26 protein-coding genes are annotated in these 16419 nt (G+C 61.5%); all 26 read right to left on the bottom strand.

The window, feature by feature from the left end; translation table 11 throughout:
* Positions 1-183: 183 nt before the first annotated feature.
* The 26 genes from QF092_RS15770 to rplB all read right to left on the bottom strand — a co-directional run bounded on the left by QF092_RS15770 (position 184) and on the right by rplB (position 16330).
* The gene (locus QF092_RS15770; RefSeq protein WP_281465315.1) at positions 184-1497 is read right to left on the bottom strand and encodes a replication-associated recombination protein A; all 1314 of its coding nucleotides are present in this window, start codon (positions 1495-1497) and stop codon (positions 184-186) included.
* 38 nt (positions 1498-1535) lie between these two features.
* Positions 1536-2921: a Do family serine endopeptidase gene (locus QF092_RS15765; RefSeq protein WP_281465313.1), complete on the bottom strand. Its 1386-nt coding sequence runs from the start codon at positions 2919-2921 to the stop codon at positions 1536-1538.
* Between the two features lie 109 nt (positions 2922-3030).
* Positions 3031-3450, bottom strand: coding sequence for a 50S ribosomal protein L17 (rplQ, locus tag QF092_RS15760; protein WP_281465311.1), 420 nt, complete (start codon positions 3448-3450; stop codon positions 3031-3033).
* 136 nt (positions 3451-3586) lie between these two features.
* A complete protein-coding gene (locus tag QF092_RS15755; RefSeq protein WP_101921431.1) occupies positions 3587-4603 on the bottom strand; it encodes a DNA-directed RNA polymerase subunit alpha in 1017 nt (338 codons plus the stop codon).
* A 116-nt stretch (positions 4604-4719) separates the two neighbouring features.
* Positions 4720-5118, bottom strand: a complete 399-nt coding sequence (gene rpsK, locus QF092_RS15750) for a 30S ribosomal protein S11 (protein ID WP_101921432.1) — start codon at positions 5116-5118, stop codon at positions 4720-4722.
* Positions 5119-5133: 15 nt separating this feature from the next.
* A complete protein-coding gene (gene rpsM, locus QF092_RS15745) occupies positions 5134-5502 on the bottom strand; it encodes a 30S ribosomal protein S13 (RefSeq protein ID WP_281470051.1) in 369 nt (122 codons plus the stop codon).
* A gap of 188 nt (positions 5503-5690) precedes the next feature.
* The gene (locus QF092_RS15740) at positions 5691-6341 is read right to left on the bottom strand and encodes an adenylate kinase (protein WP_281465307.1); all 651 of its coding nucleotides are present in this window, start codon (positions 6339-6341) and stop codon (positions 5691-5693) included.
* An 11-nt stretch (positions 6342-6352) separates the two neighbouring features.
* Positions 6353-7711 (bottom strand): preprotein translocase subunit SecY, encoded by a 1359-nt coding sequence (secY, locus tag QF092_RS15735; RefSeq protein ID WP_281465305.1) that lies wholly within the window; start codon positions 7709-7711, stop codon positions 6353-6355.
* 101 nt (positions 7712-7812) lie between these two features.
* Complete coding sequence (gene rplO / locus QF092_RS15730; protein WP_281465303.1) at positions 7813-8292, bottom strand: 50S ribosomal protein L15; 480 nt, start codon at positions 8290-8292, stop codon at positions 7813-7815.
* 168 nt (positions 8293-8460) lie between these two features.
* On the bottom strand, positions 8461-8655 hold the full coding sequence (gene rpmD, locus QF092_RS15725; RefSeq protein ID WP_101921436.1) for a 50S ribosomal protein L30: 195 nt from the start codon (positions 8653-8655) through the stop codon (positions 8461-8463).
* Positions 8656-8658: 3 nt separating this feature from the next.
* A complete protein-coding gene (gene rpsE, locus QF092_RS15720) occupies positions 8659-9231 on the bottom strand; it encodes a 30S ribosomal protein S5 (protein WP_281465300.1) in 573 nt (190 codons plus the stop codon).
* 110 nt (positions 9232-9341) lie between these two features.
* Complete coding sequence (gene rplR / locus QF092_RS15715) at positions 9342-9701, bottom strand: 50S ribosomal protein L18 (protein ID WP_281465298.1); 360 nt, start codon at positions 9699-9701, stop codon at positions 9342-9344.
* A gap of 11 nt (positions 9702-9712) precedes the next feature.
* Positions 9713-10246: a 50S ribosomal protein L6 gene (gene rplF / locus QF092_RS15710; RefSeq protein WP_281465296.1), complete on the bottom strand. Its 534-nt coding sequence runs from the start codon at positions 10244-10246 to the stop codon at positions 9713-9715.
* Positions 10247-10256: 10 nt separating this feature from the next.
* On the bottom strand, positions 10257-10655 hold the full coding sequence (gene rpsH, locus QF092_RS15705) for a 30S ribosomal protein S8 (protein WP_281465294.1): 399 nt from the start codon (positions 10653-10655) through the stop codon (positions 10257-10259).
* Between the two features lie 13 nt (positions 10656-10668).
* Positions 10669-10974 carry a 30S ribosomal protein S14 gene (rpsN, locus tag QF092_RS15700; protein ID WP_101921441.1) on the bottom strand — a complete coding sequence of 102 codons (306 nt, stop codon included), beginning with the start codon at positions 10972-10974 and terminating at the stop codon, positions 10669-10671.
* A gap of 18 nt (positions 10975-10992) precedes the next feature.
* Positions 10993-11553 carry a 50S ribosomal protein L5 gene (gene rplE, locus QF092_RS15695; RefSeq protein WP_281465291.1) on the bottom strand — a complete coding sequence of 187 codons (561 nt, stop codon included), beginning with the start codon at positions 11551-11553 and terminating at the stop codon, positions 10993-10995.
* Positions 11553-11858, bottom strand: coding sequence for a 50S ribosomal protein L24 (gene rplX, locus QF092_RS15690; RefSeq protein ID WP_281465289.1), 306 nt, complete (start codon positions 11856-11858; stop codon positions 11553-11555). The genes rplE and rplX overlap by 1 nt, the downstream gene beginning before the upstream one ends.
* On the bottom strand, positions 11858-12226 hold the full coding sequence (gene rplN / locus QF092_RS15685) for a 50S ribosomal protein L14 (RefSeq protein ID WP_023666245.1): 369 nt from the start codon (positions 12224-12226) through the stop codon (positions 11858-11860). Before rplN ends, rplX begins: the two co-directional genes overlap by 1 nt.
* A gap of 81 nt (positions 12227-12307) precedes the next feature.
* A complete protein-coding gene (gene rpsQ, locus QF092_RS15680) occupies positions 12308-12541 on the bottom strand; it encodes a 30S ribosomal protein S17 (RefSeq protein WP_281465280.1) in 234 nt (77 codons plus the stop codon).
* Between the two features lie 12 nt (positions 12542-12553).
* Positions 12554-12754, bottom strand: coding sequence for a 50S ribosomal protein L29 (gene rpmC, locus QF092_RS15675; RefSeq protein ID WP_281465278.1), 201 nt, complete (start codon positions 12752-12754; stop codon positions 12554-12556).
* A gap of 161 nt (positions 12755-12915) precedes the next feature.
* Positions 12916-13539 (bottom strand): TIGR02466 family protein, encoded by a 624-nt coding sequence (locus tag QF092_RS15670; protein ID WP_281465276.1) that lies wholly within the window; start codon positions 13537-13539, stop codon positions 12916-12918.
* 144 nt (positions 13540-13683) lie between these two features.
* Positions 13684-14097, bottom strand: coding sequence for a 50S ribosomal protein L16 (gene rplP, locus QF092_RS15665; RefSeq protein WP_281465274.1), 414 nt, complete (start codon positions 14095-14097; stop codon positions 13684-13686).
* Positions 14098-14111: 14 nt separating this feature from the next.
* Entirely contained in the window at positions 14112-14828 is a 717-nt protein-coding gene (rpsC, locus tag QF092_RS15660) for a 30S ribosomal protein S3 (protein ID WP_281465272.1), read from the bottom strand.
* Complete coding sequence (rplV, locus tag QF092_RS15655; protein WP_101921450.1) at positions 14828-15208, bottom strand: 50S ribosomal protein L22; 381 nt, start codon at positions 15206-15208, stop codon at positions 14828-14830. Before rplV ends, rpsC begins: the two co-directional genes overlap by 1 nt.
* A gap of 3 nt (positions 15209-15211) precedes the next feature.
* Complete coding sequence (rpsS, locus tag QF092_RS15650; RefSeq protein WP_281465269.1) at positions 15212-15490, bottom strand: 30S ribosomal protein S19; 279 nt, start codon at positions 15488-15490, stop codon at positions 15212-15214.
* 3 nt (positions 15491-15493) lie between these two features.
* Complete coding sequence (rplB, locus tag QF092_RS15645; protein WP_101921452.1) at positions 15494-16330, bottom strand: 50S ribosomal protein L2; 837 nt, start codon at positions 16328-16330, stop codon at positions 15494-15496.
* Positions 16331-16419 lie beyond the last annotated feature (89 nt).

The following is a 16419-nucleotide window of genomic DNA, read 5'->3' as shown; positions in this document are numbered from 1 at the left end:
CGCCTTCCGGGGGAGAGGGTCAGGGAGAGGGGGCCGCCTGTGCAAATGCGCACCCTTAACCATGATTTCGCCAATCTCTCTGCTGGAATTTGTATGTACACTTTGCTGCACAAAATCCGGCACAAAACAGGGCACAGCCGTTGCGGGCCAAACCCTTGCTACATATAGGAAAACTGGCTGCGATTAACGCTCGCCCTGCCGTTTCGCGCGCAGCTTGGCGAAATACTCCACCCGCTTCTTCAACTCGCGCTCAAACCCCCGCTCGGGTGGCGCATAAAAGACCGGGCGCTTCATGCCTTCGGGGAAATAATCCTGCCCCGAAAACCCATCCTCGGCATCATGGTCATAGGCATAGCCCGCGCCATAGCCGATCTCTTTCATCATCTTCGTCGGCGCGTTCAGGATATGGCGCGGCGGCATCAGGCTGCCGGTCTCCCGCGCCGCTGCCCGTGCTGCCTTATAGGCCACGTAGACGCCGTTCGATTTCGGCGCAAGTGCCAGATAAACAACGGCATTTGCCAGGGCAAGCTCACCCTCCGGCGACCCCAGCCGCTCATAGGTCTGCCATGAATCGATGCAGAGTCCCTGCGCCTGAGGGTCCGCCAGACCGATATCTTCCACCGCCATCCGCACCAACCGCCGCGCCAGAAACCGCGGGTCCTCCCCCCCCTCCAGCATCCGCGCAAACCAGTAAAGCGCCCCGTCCGGGTCCGACCCTCGGATGGATTTGTGCAAGGCCGAGATCAGGTTGTAATGCTCCTCCCCCGACTTGTCATATTTCGCTGCCCGACGCATCAACCGCTGCGCCAACTGGGCGCGATCCAAGGGCCGCTCCACCTTCCAGGCCGCCACCTGCTCGATCAGGTTCAGACAGGCCCGCCCATCCCCATCCGCCATCTCCAGCATCGCCTCCCGCGCCTCCCCCGTCAGGGGCAGGCTGCGACCCAACTCCTTTTCCGCCCGCTGCGCCAACCGCTCCAGATCGGCCAGTGAAAGCCTTTCCAGAACAATCACTTGCGCGCGGCTCAAAAGGGCTGCGTTCAATTCGAAACTGGGATTTTCGGTCGTCGCACCGACCAGAAGGATCGTCCCATCCTCCATATGCGGCAGAAATCCATCCTGCTGCGCCTTGTTGAAACGGTGAATTTCATCGACAAAAAGCAGCGTCCCCTGCCCGTTTCCGCGCCGGATTTTCGCCTGCTCGAACACCTTTTTCAGATCCGGCACCCCGGTGAAAATCGCCGAAATCTGCACGAAGGCCAGATCCGTCTCATCCGCCAAAAGCCGCGCGATGGTGGTCTTGCCCACCCCCGGCGGCCCCCAGAGGATCAGCGAACTCAAAGACTTCGCCGCCAGCATCGCGCCCAGCGGTCCATCAGGCGACAGCACATGCCCCTGCCCGATCACCTCGGACAGCCGCTTAGGCCGCAACCGATCCGCCAAAGGGCGCGGGCCTTCGGCAGCAGGACGGGGGGCAGAGTCGAACAGGTCAGCCATGGCTTCAACCTACCCCGCCAAACTCCACTGTGAAAGCATCAGAAACGGAACCGCAGCCGCAAGGCCCGTCCCTCGCGGATCAGGTCCAGCACCCAAACCCGCGACCCCATCTCGGCCAGCGCCAGCACATCCGCAGGCGTACCCACCGCCGCCCCGTTGATGCCCAGAAGGATATCCCCCCGCTGCACCCCCGCCCGCGCCGACAGGTCCTCGGCCTGCATCACAGCCACGCCCTCGGCCTGCATGGGCAGGCCCAACTCTTCGATCACCGCCGGATTGATCCGCACCACCGTCAGGCCGCGCAGGCCAACATCCGCCGTGACCGTCATCTGGTCGCGGGGCGGGTCATCCGGCGCGGGGGCCAGCATCATCGAGGCCTGCATCGCCTCTCCGTTCCGCAGCCAAGTGATTTCGGCCTCCGTCCCCACCCCCAGCGCCGCCATGCGGAAGATCACCTCCTGCGGCGTGTTCGTGGGCTCTCCCCCCAAGGACAGGATCACATCCCCCGGCTGCAACCCCGCGGCGGCAAAGGGACTTTTCGGATGCACATCGGAAATCACCACCCCGTCGGGCCGCGCCAGCCCAAGACTTTCGGCCAGCGCCGCATCCATCGCCTGACCCGTCACCCCTGCCCACGGCCGGGCAAAGCGTGCGGCCCCCGCCTCGGCCTGCGCCACAATGCTGCGCACCAGATTGGCCGGGATCGCAAAGCCGATCCCGTTCGACCCGCCCCCCCGCGTCAGGATCGCCGTGTTGATCCCAACCAGCCTTCCCCGCACATCCACCAGCGCACCGCCCGAATTCCCCGGATTGATGGCCGCATCCGTCTGGATGAAATAGCCCCGCCCATCCCCCACCTGCAGCGCCGACCGCGCCAGACCCGACACGATGCCCGAAGACACCGTCTGCCCCACGCCGAACGGATTGCCGATGGCCAGAACCAGATCGCCCACCTCCAACTCATCGGAATTCCGCATCTCAAGTACCGGCAGATCCGTCGCATCACGCAGTCGCAACACCGCCAAATCGCTTTCTTGATCGGCAAGGATCACATCCGCCGCATATTCGCGCCGGTCGTTCAGCACGACCCTGATCTCCGTCGCCTGCCCCACCACGTGATAATTCGACACAACGATCCCATCGGCGCTGACGATCACGCCAGACCCCAGCGAATTCTGGATGCGTGGCTGGGCAGGCCCCAACGCCTCAAAGAACTGATTGAAGAAGGGATCATCGGCAAAGGGCGACCGCCGCTCCTGCACGATGCGCGTGGCGTAGATATTCACCACCGCCGGCGCCGCCGCTTTCACCACGGGCGCGAAAGACAGGGAAATCTCGGCCTCACTGACAGGAACGGCCGTTTGCGCAAGGGCGCCGAATGGCAGGATCGACAGCGCAGCGACAAGACACAGGTGGCGGAACATAGGCATCCCCTCGGTTCGTCTTTCCCCGATATGCGCCCGCATTCCGTCGGCATCAATGGAAAAGGCCCACCATAAAGGCGGGCCTTTCAATCTCGACATTGCCGAAGGATCAATCCTCGGCTGCTTCCTCGGCCTCGACGCGGGCACGATCCGCAGCACCTTTGGCGCTGGTGTCGCGATCGACGAATTCGATGATCGCCATCGGTGCCATATCGCCAAAGCGGAACCCGGCCTTCAGCACGCGCAGGTAGCCACCATTGCGCGACTTGTAGCGGGGGCCCAGGATGGCGAACAGCCGCTCCACATGGCGGTCTTCCTTCAGCTGCGCAGCCGCCTGACGACGGGCGTGCAGATCACCGCGCTTGGCCAGCGTGATCAGCTTTTCAACGATCGGGCGCAGTTCCTTGGCCTTGGGCAGAGTCGTCTTGATCTGCTCATGCTCGATGAGCGAGCCGGCCATGTTGGCGAACAGCGCCTTGCGGTGTTCGTGGGTGCGGTTCAGGCGGCGGTAGCCGCGGGCGTGACGCATTGGTATCTCCTATCGCGTTTTGCTTTGTGTTGCCCCCCGTGCGTTGCGGAGGGCGTCGTTGGGGCGGTTGTGCCCAGATTTCCCCGGCATTCCGGGCATTTCCGTAGGGTGGGGTTATTACCCCACCCTACCGATTTCAGAACTGATCCTCGAAGCGTTTGGCCAGGTCTTCGATGTTCTCCGGCGGCCAATCCTCGACTTCCATGCCAAGATGCAGGCCCATGCCCGACAGCACTTCCTTGATCTCGTTCAAGGACTTGCGTCCGAAGTTCGGCGTCCGAAGCATCTCGGCCTCGGTCTTCTGGATCAGGTCGCCGATATAGACGATGTTGTCGTTCTTCAGGCAGTTGGCCGAACGGACCGAAAGCTCCAGCTCGTCGACCTTCTTCAGAAGCAGCGGGTTGAACTCAAGCCCTGCATCCACTTCGCCAGCCTTCGCCGATTCCGGCTCGTCGAAGTTGACGAAGATCGACAGCTGATCCTGAAGGATGCGCGCGGCATAGGCCACAGCGTCATCCGGCGTCAGGCTGCCGTCGGTTTCGATCTTCATCGTCAGCTTGTCATAGTCCAGCACCTGCCCTTCGCGGGTCGGCTGCACTTCGTAGGAAACCTTCTTGACCGGCGAATAGATCGCGTCGATCGGGATCAGGCCGATCGGCGCATCTTCCGGGCGGTTCTTGTCGGCCGAGACATAGCCCTTGCCGGTATTCACCGTCAGTTCCATGAACACGTCGGCGCCGTCATCCAGATGGCAGATCACATGGTCCTTATTCAGAACCTCGATCCCGTTGCTCTCCGAAATGTCACCAGCCGTCACCACGCCCGGCCCCTTGGCCGAAATCGACAGGCGCTTCGGCCCCTCGACTTCCATCTTCAGGCTCACGCCCTTCAGGTTCAGCACGATGTCCGTCACGTCTTCACGCACGCCCGCGACGCTGGAAAACTCGTGCAGCACGTTGTCGATCTGCACCGAGGTGATGGCCGCGCCCTGAAGCGAAGACAGCAGCACGCGCCGAAGCGCGTTGCCCAGCGTCAGGCCGAAGCCCCGCTCCAGCGGCTCGGCGATCACCGTCGCCACGCGCGCGGGGTCAGCACCAGGCTTAACCACCAGTTGCGTCGGCTTGATGAGTTCCTGCCAGTTCTTGTGGATCATGCTTTCGCCTCCATACCAGTCCGCAGCCCATGTCCAGATAGCGGCGGACGCCCGAGGATCAGAAATAGCTTAAGCGGGCCGCACCAACCGGCACGGCCCGCCTTATTCGAAAAGACTTAGACGCGGCGGCGCTTCGGCGGGCGGCAGCCGTTATGTGCCAGCGGGGTCACATCACGGATCGAGGTGATGTTGAAACCCACCGCAGCCAGCGCGCGCAGCGCCGACTCGCGGCCCGAACCGGGGCCTTGCACTTCGACTTCCAGCGTCTTCACGCCATGTTCCTGCGCCTTGCGGCCAGCATCTTCTGCGGCCATCTGGGCGGCGTAAGGCGTCGACTTGCGCGAGCCCTTGAAGCCCATCGTGCCAGCAGACGACCACGAGATCGCATTGCCCTGCACGTCGGAAATCAGGATTTTGGTGTTGTTGAACGACGAATTCACATGCGCCACACCAGCGGCGATGTTCTTGCGTTCCTTGCGCTTGGTGCGCGCGGCGGATTTGGTATCACGTGCCATGACTGTGCGCTCCCCTTACTTCTTCTTGCCGGCGATCGGCTTCGCCGGGCCCTTGCGGGTGCGGGCGTTCGTGTGGGTACGCTGACCGCGAACCGGAAGGTTCTTGCGGTGACGCAGGCCGCGATAGCAGCCAAGGTCCATCAGACGCTTGATGTTCATCGAAACTTCGCGGCGCAGGTCGCCCTCGACGGTGAAGTTCGCGTCGATGAATTCGCGGATGGCCAGCACTTCGGCATCCGAAAGCTGATTGACCCGGCGCGCGCGGTCAATGTTCAGCGAATTGCAAATGATTTCCGCATTATGCGAGCCGATCCCGGTGATGTAGGTCAGGGCAATCGGCACCCGCTTCTGGGTGGGGATGTTGACGCCAGCAATACGTGCCACGCGCATGTTCCTTTTCGTTGCGGTTCCGTGATGCCAGAACCTTTTTTCACAACTCCGGCGGCGCGGGTCACCCCATTCCACCGATTCGATCTGACCAGCCAAGCATCAATATGGCCGGACGATTCCCTTGCGGGACGCCGTGCTTTATGGGCTTTTCCCCCGCCCGTCAAGGGCGTGGGACGGCATTTTCAGGCTTTGTCAAGCACCGATGCGATGGCCTCGGAAACCGTGTCCATTTCCGCCAAACCATCCACCGTCGAAAGCTGGTGCTTTGCGTAGTAATAGCCAATCAGGGGCGAGGTCTTCTTGTAATATTCCATCAGCCGCTGTTTCAGCGCGTCCTCATTGTCATCCGCCCGCTTGCGCAGATCGGACGATCCACACACGTCGCAGACGCCCGCCGCCTTGGTGGGCTTGGTGACCTCGTGATAGACCTCGCCGCAGTTGCCGCAGGTGAAACGTCCGGTGATCCTCGCGACCAGTGCCGCGTCATCCACCTGCATCTCAATCACCGCATCCAGCGTCTGCCCCGTCCGGTTCATCAGCGCGGCCAAGGCATCCGCCTGTTTCAGCGTGCGCGGAAACCCGTCGAAGATGAAACCACCACCCGCAGGGCCGGTGATCTTTTCCTCGATAAGGCCGATGACGATCTCATCCGTCACCAATTCGCCCCGCGCCATGACCTCGGCCACGCGGTTGCCCATCTCGGTCCCGCTGGTCTTGGCTTCGCGCAGCATGTCGCCGGTCGAAAGCTGCACCATGTGCCTTTCATCGACCAGACGCTTGGCCTGCGTACCTTTGCCGGCCCCCGGCGGGCCCAGAAGGATGATATTCACCATCGCCCCTGACCTCAGCGCCGCGCTGGCGCCTTGGGCGCCGTCCGTTTCTTCCCGCGCAGATTCGACTTCTCGATCAGGCCTTCATACTGATGCGCCAAAAGATGCGATTGCACCTGATTGATCGTATCCATCGTCACCGACACCACGATCAGAACCGATGTGCCGCCAAAGTAGAAGGGCAGCCCCACCTGCGCGATCAGAACCTCGGGCAACAGACAGACCGCCGCCAGATAGGCCGACCCCAGCACAAGGATACGGGTTACGACATATTCCAGATATTCCTCGGTCTTCTTGCCGGGGCGGATACCGGGGATGAACCCGTTCTGATTCTTCAGGTTCTCGGCCACATCCTCCACCTTGAAGGACACGTTGGCCGTGTAGAAATAGGTGAAGAACACGATCATCGCCGCCATCGCCAACAGGTGCAGCGGCTGGCCATAACCCAGATAGGCCATCAGCGTCGACAGAACCGGGTTCGTATCCTGACCCGAGAAGGTGCCAATCGTCGTCGGCAAAAGCAGCAGCGACGATGCAAAAATCGCCGGAATAACCCCTGCCGGGTTCACCTTCACCGGCAGGTGCGACGACCCGCCATCATAGATCTTCATCCCCACCTGACGGCGCGGATACTGAATATGGATCTTGCGCAATGCGCGTTCCATGAACACGACAAAGGCGATGACCGCGATCACCATCACGATGATCCCAAGGATCAGGGGCGTAGAAATCGCGCCCGACCGGCCCTGTTCAAAGAACTGCACCAGCGCCGCCGGAATTTCGGCCACGATGCCCACAAAGATGATCAGCGATATCCCGTTGCCGATGCCGCGCGCGGTGATCTGTTCGCCCAGCCACATCAGGAACATCGTCCCGCCGACAAGGGTGATCACGCAGGCCAGCTTGAAGAACAGCCCAGGCTCATGCGCCAAACCACCCGCCTCGATGGAAACCGCAATACCCCAGGCCTGAAAGATCGCCAGCGCCACGGTGCCGTAGCGGGTATATTGGTTCAGCTTCTTTCGCCCCTGCTCGCCTTCCTTTTTCAGCTGCTCCAACTGCGGCACCATGGCCGCCAGCAGCTGCACGATGATCGACGCGCTGATATAGGGCATGATCCCCAGCGCGAAGATGCCCATCCGGCTGATCGCGCCCCCGGTGAACAGGTTCAGCATGCCGCCGATGCCCTGTGTCGCCTGTGTCATGAACTCACGCAATGCGGTGCCGTCGATGCCCGGCACTGGGATATAGGTCCCCAGCCGATAGACGATCAGCAGGCCAAGGGTAAAGAAGATGCGCTGACGAAGATCGGTCGCCTTGCCTAGGGCGGACCAGCTCAGGTTCGCCGCCATTTGCTCTGCAGCAGATGCCATGCCGAGGACTCTTTTCATGGAGGCGCCGCCGAACCGTTTTCCGGTCGGCGGCGCGGGAAAACTAGGGGTTATGTAAGCGGTCTGCCGACCGCTCACAACCGTTATTCAGCCGCAGCCGCCGCCGATGCCTTGACGGTGATCGAACCACCGGCCTTCTGGACCGCTTCGATGGCCGAAGCCGAGGCCCCGGTAACCACCAGCGTCACCTTCGACTTGATCTCGCCTTTGGCGAGAACGCGGATACCGTCGCGCTTGTTCGACGTCACGCCAGCAGCAACCAGCGCGTCCTCGGTGATCTCGGATTTCGCATCCAGCTTGCCCAGACCGATGAACTTTTCGATCAAGCCAAGGTTGACGACGGCGAATTCCAGACGGTTCGGCTTGTTAAAGCCGCGCTTCGGCAAGCGGCGATAAAGCGGCATCTGGCCGCCTTCATACCCACCGATGGCCACGCCCGAACGGGACTTCTGGCCCTTGATCCCGCGGCCTGCGGTCTTGCCCTTGCCCGAACCCGGGCCGCGCGCCACACGCTTTTGCTTGCGGGCCGCGCCGTCATTGTCACGCAGTTCATTCAATTTCATGTCGCATACTCCTTGGCCGGAAGGGCCCCGCCTGCGACGGATGGGGCCAACACGGCGTTTCTTTCTTGTTGCGGGTCTGGCATCACTGCCCCCCTATAAAATGGCAGAAGGCGCGCAGGTTTCCCTGCGCGCCCCCGATAGGATGGGCAATCTGCCCATCCTACACAATCAGCCACGCTCTTCGATGATCTTCACAAGGTGCGAGATCGAATTCACCATGCCGCGCACGGAAGGTGTATCTTCCAGCTCGCGCGTGCGGTGCATCTTGTTCAGGCCAAGACCCTTCAGGGTCGCGGTCTGAATGGCCGGGCGGCGGGCGGCCGAAGCCACCTGCTTCACGACGATGGTCTTCTTGGCAGTCATCTATCAGCCCTCCACGACTTCGGCTTCGGGCTTCTTCAGGATTTCGGCCACCTTCTTGCCGCGGCGGCTTGCCACGTGACGGGGCGAGGATTCCTGCTTCAGACCGTCAATCGTCGCACGGATCATGTTGTAGGGGTTCTGCGACCCGATGGACTTGGCCACCACGTCCTGAATACCCAGCATCTCGAACACGGCGCGCATCGGACCACCGGCGATGATCCCGGTACCGGCAACAGCCGTCCGCATCACCACCTTACCCGCGCCATGACGGCCTTCGATGTCATGGTGCAGGGTGCGGCTGTCCTTCAGCGGCACACGGATCAGGCTACGCTTGGCCTGTTCGGTCGCCTTGCGGATCGCTTCCGGCACTTCCTTGGCCTTGCCTTTGCCAAAGCCGACACGGCCACGCTGATCGCCCACGACGACCAGTGCCGCAAAGCCAAAGCGCTTGCCGCCCTTCACGGTTTTCGACACGCGGTTGATCGCGACCAGACGGTCGGCGAATTCCGGGGTTTCTTCCGGGCGGTTGTCACGACGGTCGTCACGACGCTCCCGGCGGTTCTCACGTTCTGCCATATGGCATTCCTTCATGTTGGCGCGGCAAGGCGCCGTTATGGGCCAATCCTGGTGGAGCCAGACGGCATCCCCGGATCATCGGGGCGGCGCTTGCACGCCGCCCACCGACATTAGAACTTCAGGCCACCTTCACGGGCAGCATCGGCAAGCGCCTTGATTTTCCCGTGGAAAATGAAACCGCCGCGGTCGAAATAGCACTCGTCCACGCCGGCCTTCTTGGCCCGCTCGGCAATCGCAGCGCCGATCTTGGCCGCAGCCTCGACGTTGTTCTTGCCGACGACGCCCAGTTCCTTCTCGAGGGACGAGGCAGAGGCCACGGTGACCCCCTTCACGTCGTCGATCAGCTGGACGCTGATGTTCTTCGAAGACCGATGAACCGACAGACGAAGACGCCCGTTGGCCATGGCCTTGATCTTGTTCCGAACGCGCAGGCGGCGCTTGAGGAACAGCTCTCTCTTGTTGTTCGCCATTTTTGCGCCCCTTACTTCTTCTTGCCTTCCTTGCGGAAGATGTACTCATCCTTGTAGCGGATGCCCTTGCCCTTATAGGGTTCCGGGCGCTTCCACTCGCGGATGTTCGCGGCCACCTGGCCGACCAGTTGCTGGTCAATGCCTTCCACGGTGATCTCGGTCTGCTTCGGCGAGGTGACGGTCACCCCCTTCGGCACTTCGAAATTCACTTCGTGGCTATAGCCCAGCGACAGCTTCAACACGTTCCCGGCCATCGCGGCGCGGTAACCCACGCCCTGGATTTCCAGGTCTTTCTTGAAGCCTTCGGTCACCCCGGTGACAAGGTTTGCCACCATGGACCGCACCATCCCCCATTGCTGGCGGGCGCGCTTGGACGTGCCGCGCGGCGTCACTTTGACGGTGGTGCCGTCGATGGTGATCGTCACGTCGTCGCCAGCGGTGAAGCTGCGGGTGCCTTTCGGCCCCTTCACTTCGATGGTCTGGCCGGACATCGAGGCCGTCACGCCCTTGGGCAGTTCGACCGGTTTTTTGCCAATACGAGACATACCACCCTCCTCAGAACACGGTGCAGAGGACTTCGCCGCCAACATTGGCAGAGCGAGCCGCTGCGTCCGACATCACGCCCTTCGGCGTGGAGACGATGGAAACGCCCAGACCGTTGCGCACCGACGGGATGTCCTTGACACCCATGTAGACGCGACGGCCCGGCTTGGACACGCGCTTGAGTTCGCGGATCACAGGGGCGCCTTCGAAGTACTTCAGCGAGATCACCAGTTCGCCCTGGCCATTCTCGGTCGTCTTCTTTTCATAGCCACGGATATAGCCTTCCGCAGTCAGCACATCCAACACCCAGGCGCGCAGCTTCGAAGCCGGCGTCGCGACGGTGGATTTGCCGCGCATCTGCGCGTTGCGGATGCGGGTCAGCATATCGCCGAGAGGATCGTTCATGGACATCTGTGCTCCTCCCTTACCAGCTCGACTTCACCATGCCGGGGATCTGGCCGAAGGAGGCCAGTTCGCGCAGCATGATCCGCGAGAGTTTCAGCTTACGGTAGTAAGCATGGGGACGGCCCGTCAGCTGGCAGCGGTTGTGCAGCCGGGTGGCGGACGAGTTGCGGGGCAGTTCCGCCAGCTTCAGAGTCGCCTTGAAACGCTCTTCCATCGGCTTGGACTGGTCGTTGATCACCGCTTTCAGGGCAGCGCGCTTCGAAGCATGCTGCTTCACAAGCTTGGCGCGCTTCACTTCGCGGTTCACCATGGATTTCTTTGCCATATCTCAGGTTCCTCGCGCTTACGACGTGAAGGGCATGTTGAAATGCTTCAACAGCGCCTTGGCTTCCGCGTCGGTCTTTGCGGTGGTGCAGATGATGATGTCCATCCCCAGAACTTCGTCGACCTTGTCGAAGTTGATCTCGGGGAACACGATGTGCTCTTTCAGGCCCATGGCATAGTTGCCGCGGCCATCAAAGCTGTTGCCCTTCACGCCGCGGAAGTCGCGGACGCGCGGCAGGGCGATCGTGATAAGACGGTCAAGGAATTCATACATCCGGTCGCCGCGCAGCGTGACCTTGCAGCCCAGCGGCATTTCCTCGCGAACGCGGAAACCGGCGATGGACTTCTTGGCCTTGGTGATGACGGCTTTCTGACCGGCGATCTGCGAAAGCTCCTCGGCGGCCTGCTTGACCTTCTTGGTATCTTTCACGGCCTCGCCGACACCCATGTTCAGGACGATCTTGTCCAGCTTGGGGATCTGCATGTCGTTCTTGTAGTTGAACTCGGCCTTCATCGCCGGGCGGATCTTGCCGGCGTATTCGGTCTTCAGGCGCGGGGTGTAGGTTGCTGTGTCAAGCATCAGATCGCCTCCCCGGTGGTCTTGGCGTAACGGACCTTTTTGTCGCCTTCCATACGGAACCCGACGCGGGTCGGTTTGCCGTTCTTGTCCACGATGGCAAGGTTCGACAGATCGATCGGCAACGCCACCGGAAGACGGCCGCCCTGCGATTGGGCCGACTGCTTCGTGTGACGGATGGCGACATTCACGCCATCGACGATCGCTTTGTTGTCCTTCGGCATGACGGCGGAAATCTCGCCCTTCTTGCCCTTGTCCTTGCCGGTCAACACGATGACCGTGTCACCCTTTTTAAGCTTCGCAGCCATCACAGCACCTCCGGTGCCAGCGAGATGATCTTCATGAAGTTCTTCGCACGCAGCTCACGCACGACCGGCCCAAAGATACGGGTGCCGACCGGTTCACCCTGGTTGTTCAGGATGACGGCGGCATTGCGGTCGAAACGGATGGACGTGCCGTCTTCACGGCGGACTTCCTTGGCGGTGCGAACGACAACAGCCTTGCGGACGTCGCCCTTCTTCACGCGGCCTTTCGGAATAGCTTCCTTCACCGACACCACGATGATGTCGCCGACGGACGCATAGCGGCGGTGCGAACCGCCCAGAACCTTGATGCACTGAACCCGGCGCGCGCCGGAGTTGTCAGCAACATCCAGATTGGTCTGCATCTGGATCATTGGGTTACTCCCGACCTTTGGGAACGGTCATGATCTGCAACCGTCCCAGGGTTTCGTTCGTGCTGAACGCTGGCCGCAGGCTTACGCCTCGACGACCACCGTCCAACGTTTCGTCTTCGAGATGGGCGCGCACTCTTCGATGCGAACAGTATCGCCAACCTTGAACGTGTTGTGCTCGTCGTGGGCCCGGTATTTCTTGGACTTGCGGACGGTCTTTTGCAGCAGCGGGTGCTTGAAGCGGCGCTCGACCAGAACGGTGATCGTCTGGGCGTTCTTGTCCGAGGTCACGACACCTTGCAGGATACGCTTGGGCATTTCGTGGTCCTCTTATTTCGCAGCTTCAGCGGCTTTTTGGTTCAGCACCGTCTTGATGCGCGCCACATCCTTGCGGATGGCGTTCATGCGGGCGGTGTTCTCAAGCTGGCCGGTGGCCTGCTGGAAGCGCAGATTGAAGGCTTCCTTCTTCAGCGAAACCAGGCTGTCGCGCAGCTGGTCAGGGGTCTTGCCCCGCAGTTCGTCGGCTTTCACGGCCTTTGTCCTTTTCTCAATCACCAGAGAGCCCCTTACGCGGAAGGGTAACCCTGAACCCGGTGGATCAATGATAAACCAACGATTCCGAGTCGCCCCGGAACCGCAGGATGCGTCCCATTACAGAAGCGATGTCCGAAGGGCAAGCACTTAGTTGCCCCTCACGCCCAACCATAGTTGAAGCTGACGCTGATACGCTCATCCTCCGCCATGTTCATCGGCACCTCGTGGCGCAGCCAGCTTTCCCACAAGAGCACCTCACCCACCTTCGGCTTCACATAGACAAAGCGTTGCAGCGCCTGCGACGCCTCTTTCTTGACCAGCGGCGCCATCATCATCATCGGCAGCCGCGGGTCTTCCAGCTTCAGCGCACTCGTCCCTTCCGGCATCGCCACATAGGTCGTTCCGGAAATCACCGAATGCGGATGAATGTGGCTCGCATGCGTTCCGCCTTCCGGCAGGATGTTGATCCACAGCGAATTGCATTTCAGCTTCTTGTCACCAAGATCGAACCCCAGAGCGGCGCAAAAAGCCGCAACATGCTTGTCCAGCGCCTTTTCCAGATCGCCAAAGATCGGCATCCGCCACGGCAGATCGTCCAGCGAGGCGTAGGAGGTATAGCCCGGATAACCATTCGCCTCGCACCATTCCTGCCCGGCCTCGTCATCCTCGGCCACCGCATCGCAGGTTGCGTGCAACTCGGCGTAATCCACCTTCTTCTTGGCAAGGCTGTTCAATTCAGCGCGGTAAAGATGGGTCACGAACAGCGGCGTGATCTCGGTCATCGGTCAGGCTCCATCGGGTGATCTCCACCTCCCCCACCTATGGGCGAGGGTCGGGGAGGGGGTCGGTGTCACAAAAGAAAAAGGCCCCCGACACTCGCGCATCGGGGGCCGATATCGGTAGGGCGGGGTTTCACCCCGCCGCCCTTACCAGTCCTCGCGCGCCACGACGCGGGTGGTGACCGGCAGCTTCATCGCGCCAAGGCGCAGCGCTTCGCGGGCGATCGTGTCGTTCACGCCGTCGATCTCGAACATGATACGGCCGGGCTTGACCTTGGCGACCCAACGGTCGACCGAGCCCTTACCCTTACCCATACGCACTTCGATCGGCTTTGCCGAGACCGGCAGGTCCGGGAAAATCCGGATCCAGACGCGGCCCTGACGCTTCATGTGACGGGTGATCGCGCGGCGGGCCGCTTCGATCTGGCGGGCCGTCACACGCTCGGGTTCCGTGGCCTTCAGCGCATAAGAGCCGAAGTTCAGCAGGAAACCACCCTTGGCTTCGCCATGGATGCGGCCCTTGTGCTGTTTGCGGAACTTGGTCCGTTTCGGTTGCAGCATTTCCTTCTACTCCCTTACGCGCGTTCGCGGTCGCGACGCGGCGCACGGGGCGCAGCGCCGTCCTGCGCTTCCGCCTGACGGCGGTCGCGGGCCTGCGGATCATGCTCAAGGATCTCGCCCTTGAAGATCCACACTTTCACACCGATGATCCCATAGGGCGTCTCGGCTTCCGACAGCGCATAGTCGATGTCGGCGCGCAGCGTGTGCAGCGGAACGCGGCCCTCGCGGTACCATTCGGTCCGCGCGATTTCCGCACCACCCAGACGACCAGCCACGTTCACCCGGATGCCCAGGGCACCCATGCGCATCGCGTTCTGAACGCCGCGCTTCATGGCACGACGGAACGAAACCCGGCGCTCCATCTGCTGGGCGATCGACTCGGCCACCAGCTGGGCATCAAGCTCCGGCTTGCGCACTTCGACGATGTTCAGGTGCAGTTCGGACGCGGTGAAAGCCGACAGCTTCTTCCGCAGACCTTCGATATCCGCACCTTTCTTGCCGATGATCACGCCCGGACGCGCGGTGTGAATGGTCACACGGCACTTCTTGTGCGGACGCTCGATGATCACGCGGCTCACGCCGGCCTGCTTGCATTCCTCATGGATGAACTCGCGCATCTTGAGGTCTTCAAGCAGCAGATTGCCATAGTCCTTCGACTCGGCGAACCAGCGGCTGTCCCAGGTCCGGTTGACCTGGAGGCGCATCCCGATGGGGTTAACCTTCTGTCCCATTATGCCGACTCCCCGGTCTGACGCACCTTGATGGTGATTTCGCTGAACGGCTTCATGATCTTGCCGAACCGGCCACGGGCCCGCGGACGGCCCCGCTTCATCACGAGGTTCTTCCCGACCCAAGCTTCCGCGACAACAAGGTTGTCCACGTCCAGCCCATGGTTGTTCTCGGCATTGGCAATGGCCGATTGCAGGCACTTCTTCACGTCACCCGCGATGCGGCGCTTAGAGAAGGTGAGATCGGCAAGCGCCTTCTCGACCTTCTTGCCACGGATCATCCCGGCAACGAGGTTCAGTTTCTGCGGCGAGGTGCGAAGCATCCGGGCAATCGCCATCGCTTCATTGTCCGCCACGCGGCGCGGATTCTTTTCCTTACCCATGGCTTACTTCCTCTTGGCTTTCTTGTCGGCGGCGTGGCCGTAATAGGTCCGCGTCGGCGAATATTCCCCGAACTTCTGACCGATCATTTCTTCGGTCACGTTGACGGGGATGTGCTTGTGTCCGTTGTAGACCCCAAAGGTCAGACCAACGAATTGCGGCAGGATCGTCGAACGGCGCGACCAGATCTTGATCACTTCGTTCTTGCCCGATTCCCGCGCCTTCTCTGCCTTCTTCAGGACATAGGCGTCGACGAACGGGCCTTTCCAGATAGAACGTGCCATGGATTAGCGCCCTTTCTTCGCGTGACGCGAACGGACGATGTACTTGTCCGTCTTCTTGTTCGACCGGGTCCGGTTGCCCTTGGTGCCCTTGCCCCACGGGGTAACGGGGTGACGGCCACCCGAGGTGCGGCCTTCACCACCACCATGCGGGTGGTCGATCGGGTTCATCGCAACACCGCGAACGGTCGGGCGGACGCCCATATGCCGCTTACGACCGGCCTTGCCGAGGTTCTGGTTCGAATTGTCCGGGTTTGACACAGCGCCGATGGTCGCCATGCATTCCTGACGCACCATCCGCAGTTCGCCCGAAGACAGGCGGATCTGCGCATAGCCACCGTCACGACCGACGAACTGGGCATAGGTGCCCGCGGCACGTGCCAGCTGGCCGCCCTTGCCGGGCTTCAGCTCGACGTTGTGCACGATCGTCCCGATCGGCATGCCGCTGAAGGGCATCGCATTGCCGGGCTTCACGTCGGTCTTGGCGCCCGCGATCACCTGATCGCCCACCGCCAGACGCTGGGGAGCCAGGATATACGACAGCTCGCCATCCGCATACTTCACCAGCGCGATGAAGGCGGTCCGGTTCGGATCGTATTCGATCCGCTCCACGGTCGCCGCAATATCGAACTTGCGGCGCTTGAAATCCACAACGCGGTACAGGCGCTTTGCGCCGCCGCCCTTGTGCCACATCGTGACACGTCCGGTGTTGTTCCGGCCACCCGTCTTGATCAAACCCTCGGTAAGGGCTTTGACAGGGCGTCCTTTCCACAGCTCCGAACGGTCGATCAGAACCAGCCCACGCTGGCCAGGCGTCGTCGGTTTATACGACTTGAGTGCCATGCTCTCTGTCTTCCGTCAGCTAGGGGATCACTTGGCGATCCCGTTGGTTATAGGGCTCCGAAGATCCCCGGCAGTCGGCCCCTATCCCT

It is taken from the genome of Fuscovulum ytuae, assembly GCF_029953595.1.
Taxonomy (GTDB): domain Bacteria; phylum Pseudomonadota; class Alphaproteobacteria; order Rhodobacterales; family Rhodobacteraceae; genus Paragemmobacter; species Paragemmobacter ytuae.
This window is presented reverse-complemented; position numbering and strand designations above follow the sequence as displayed.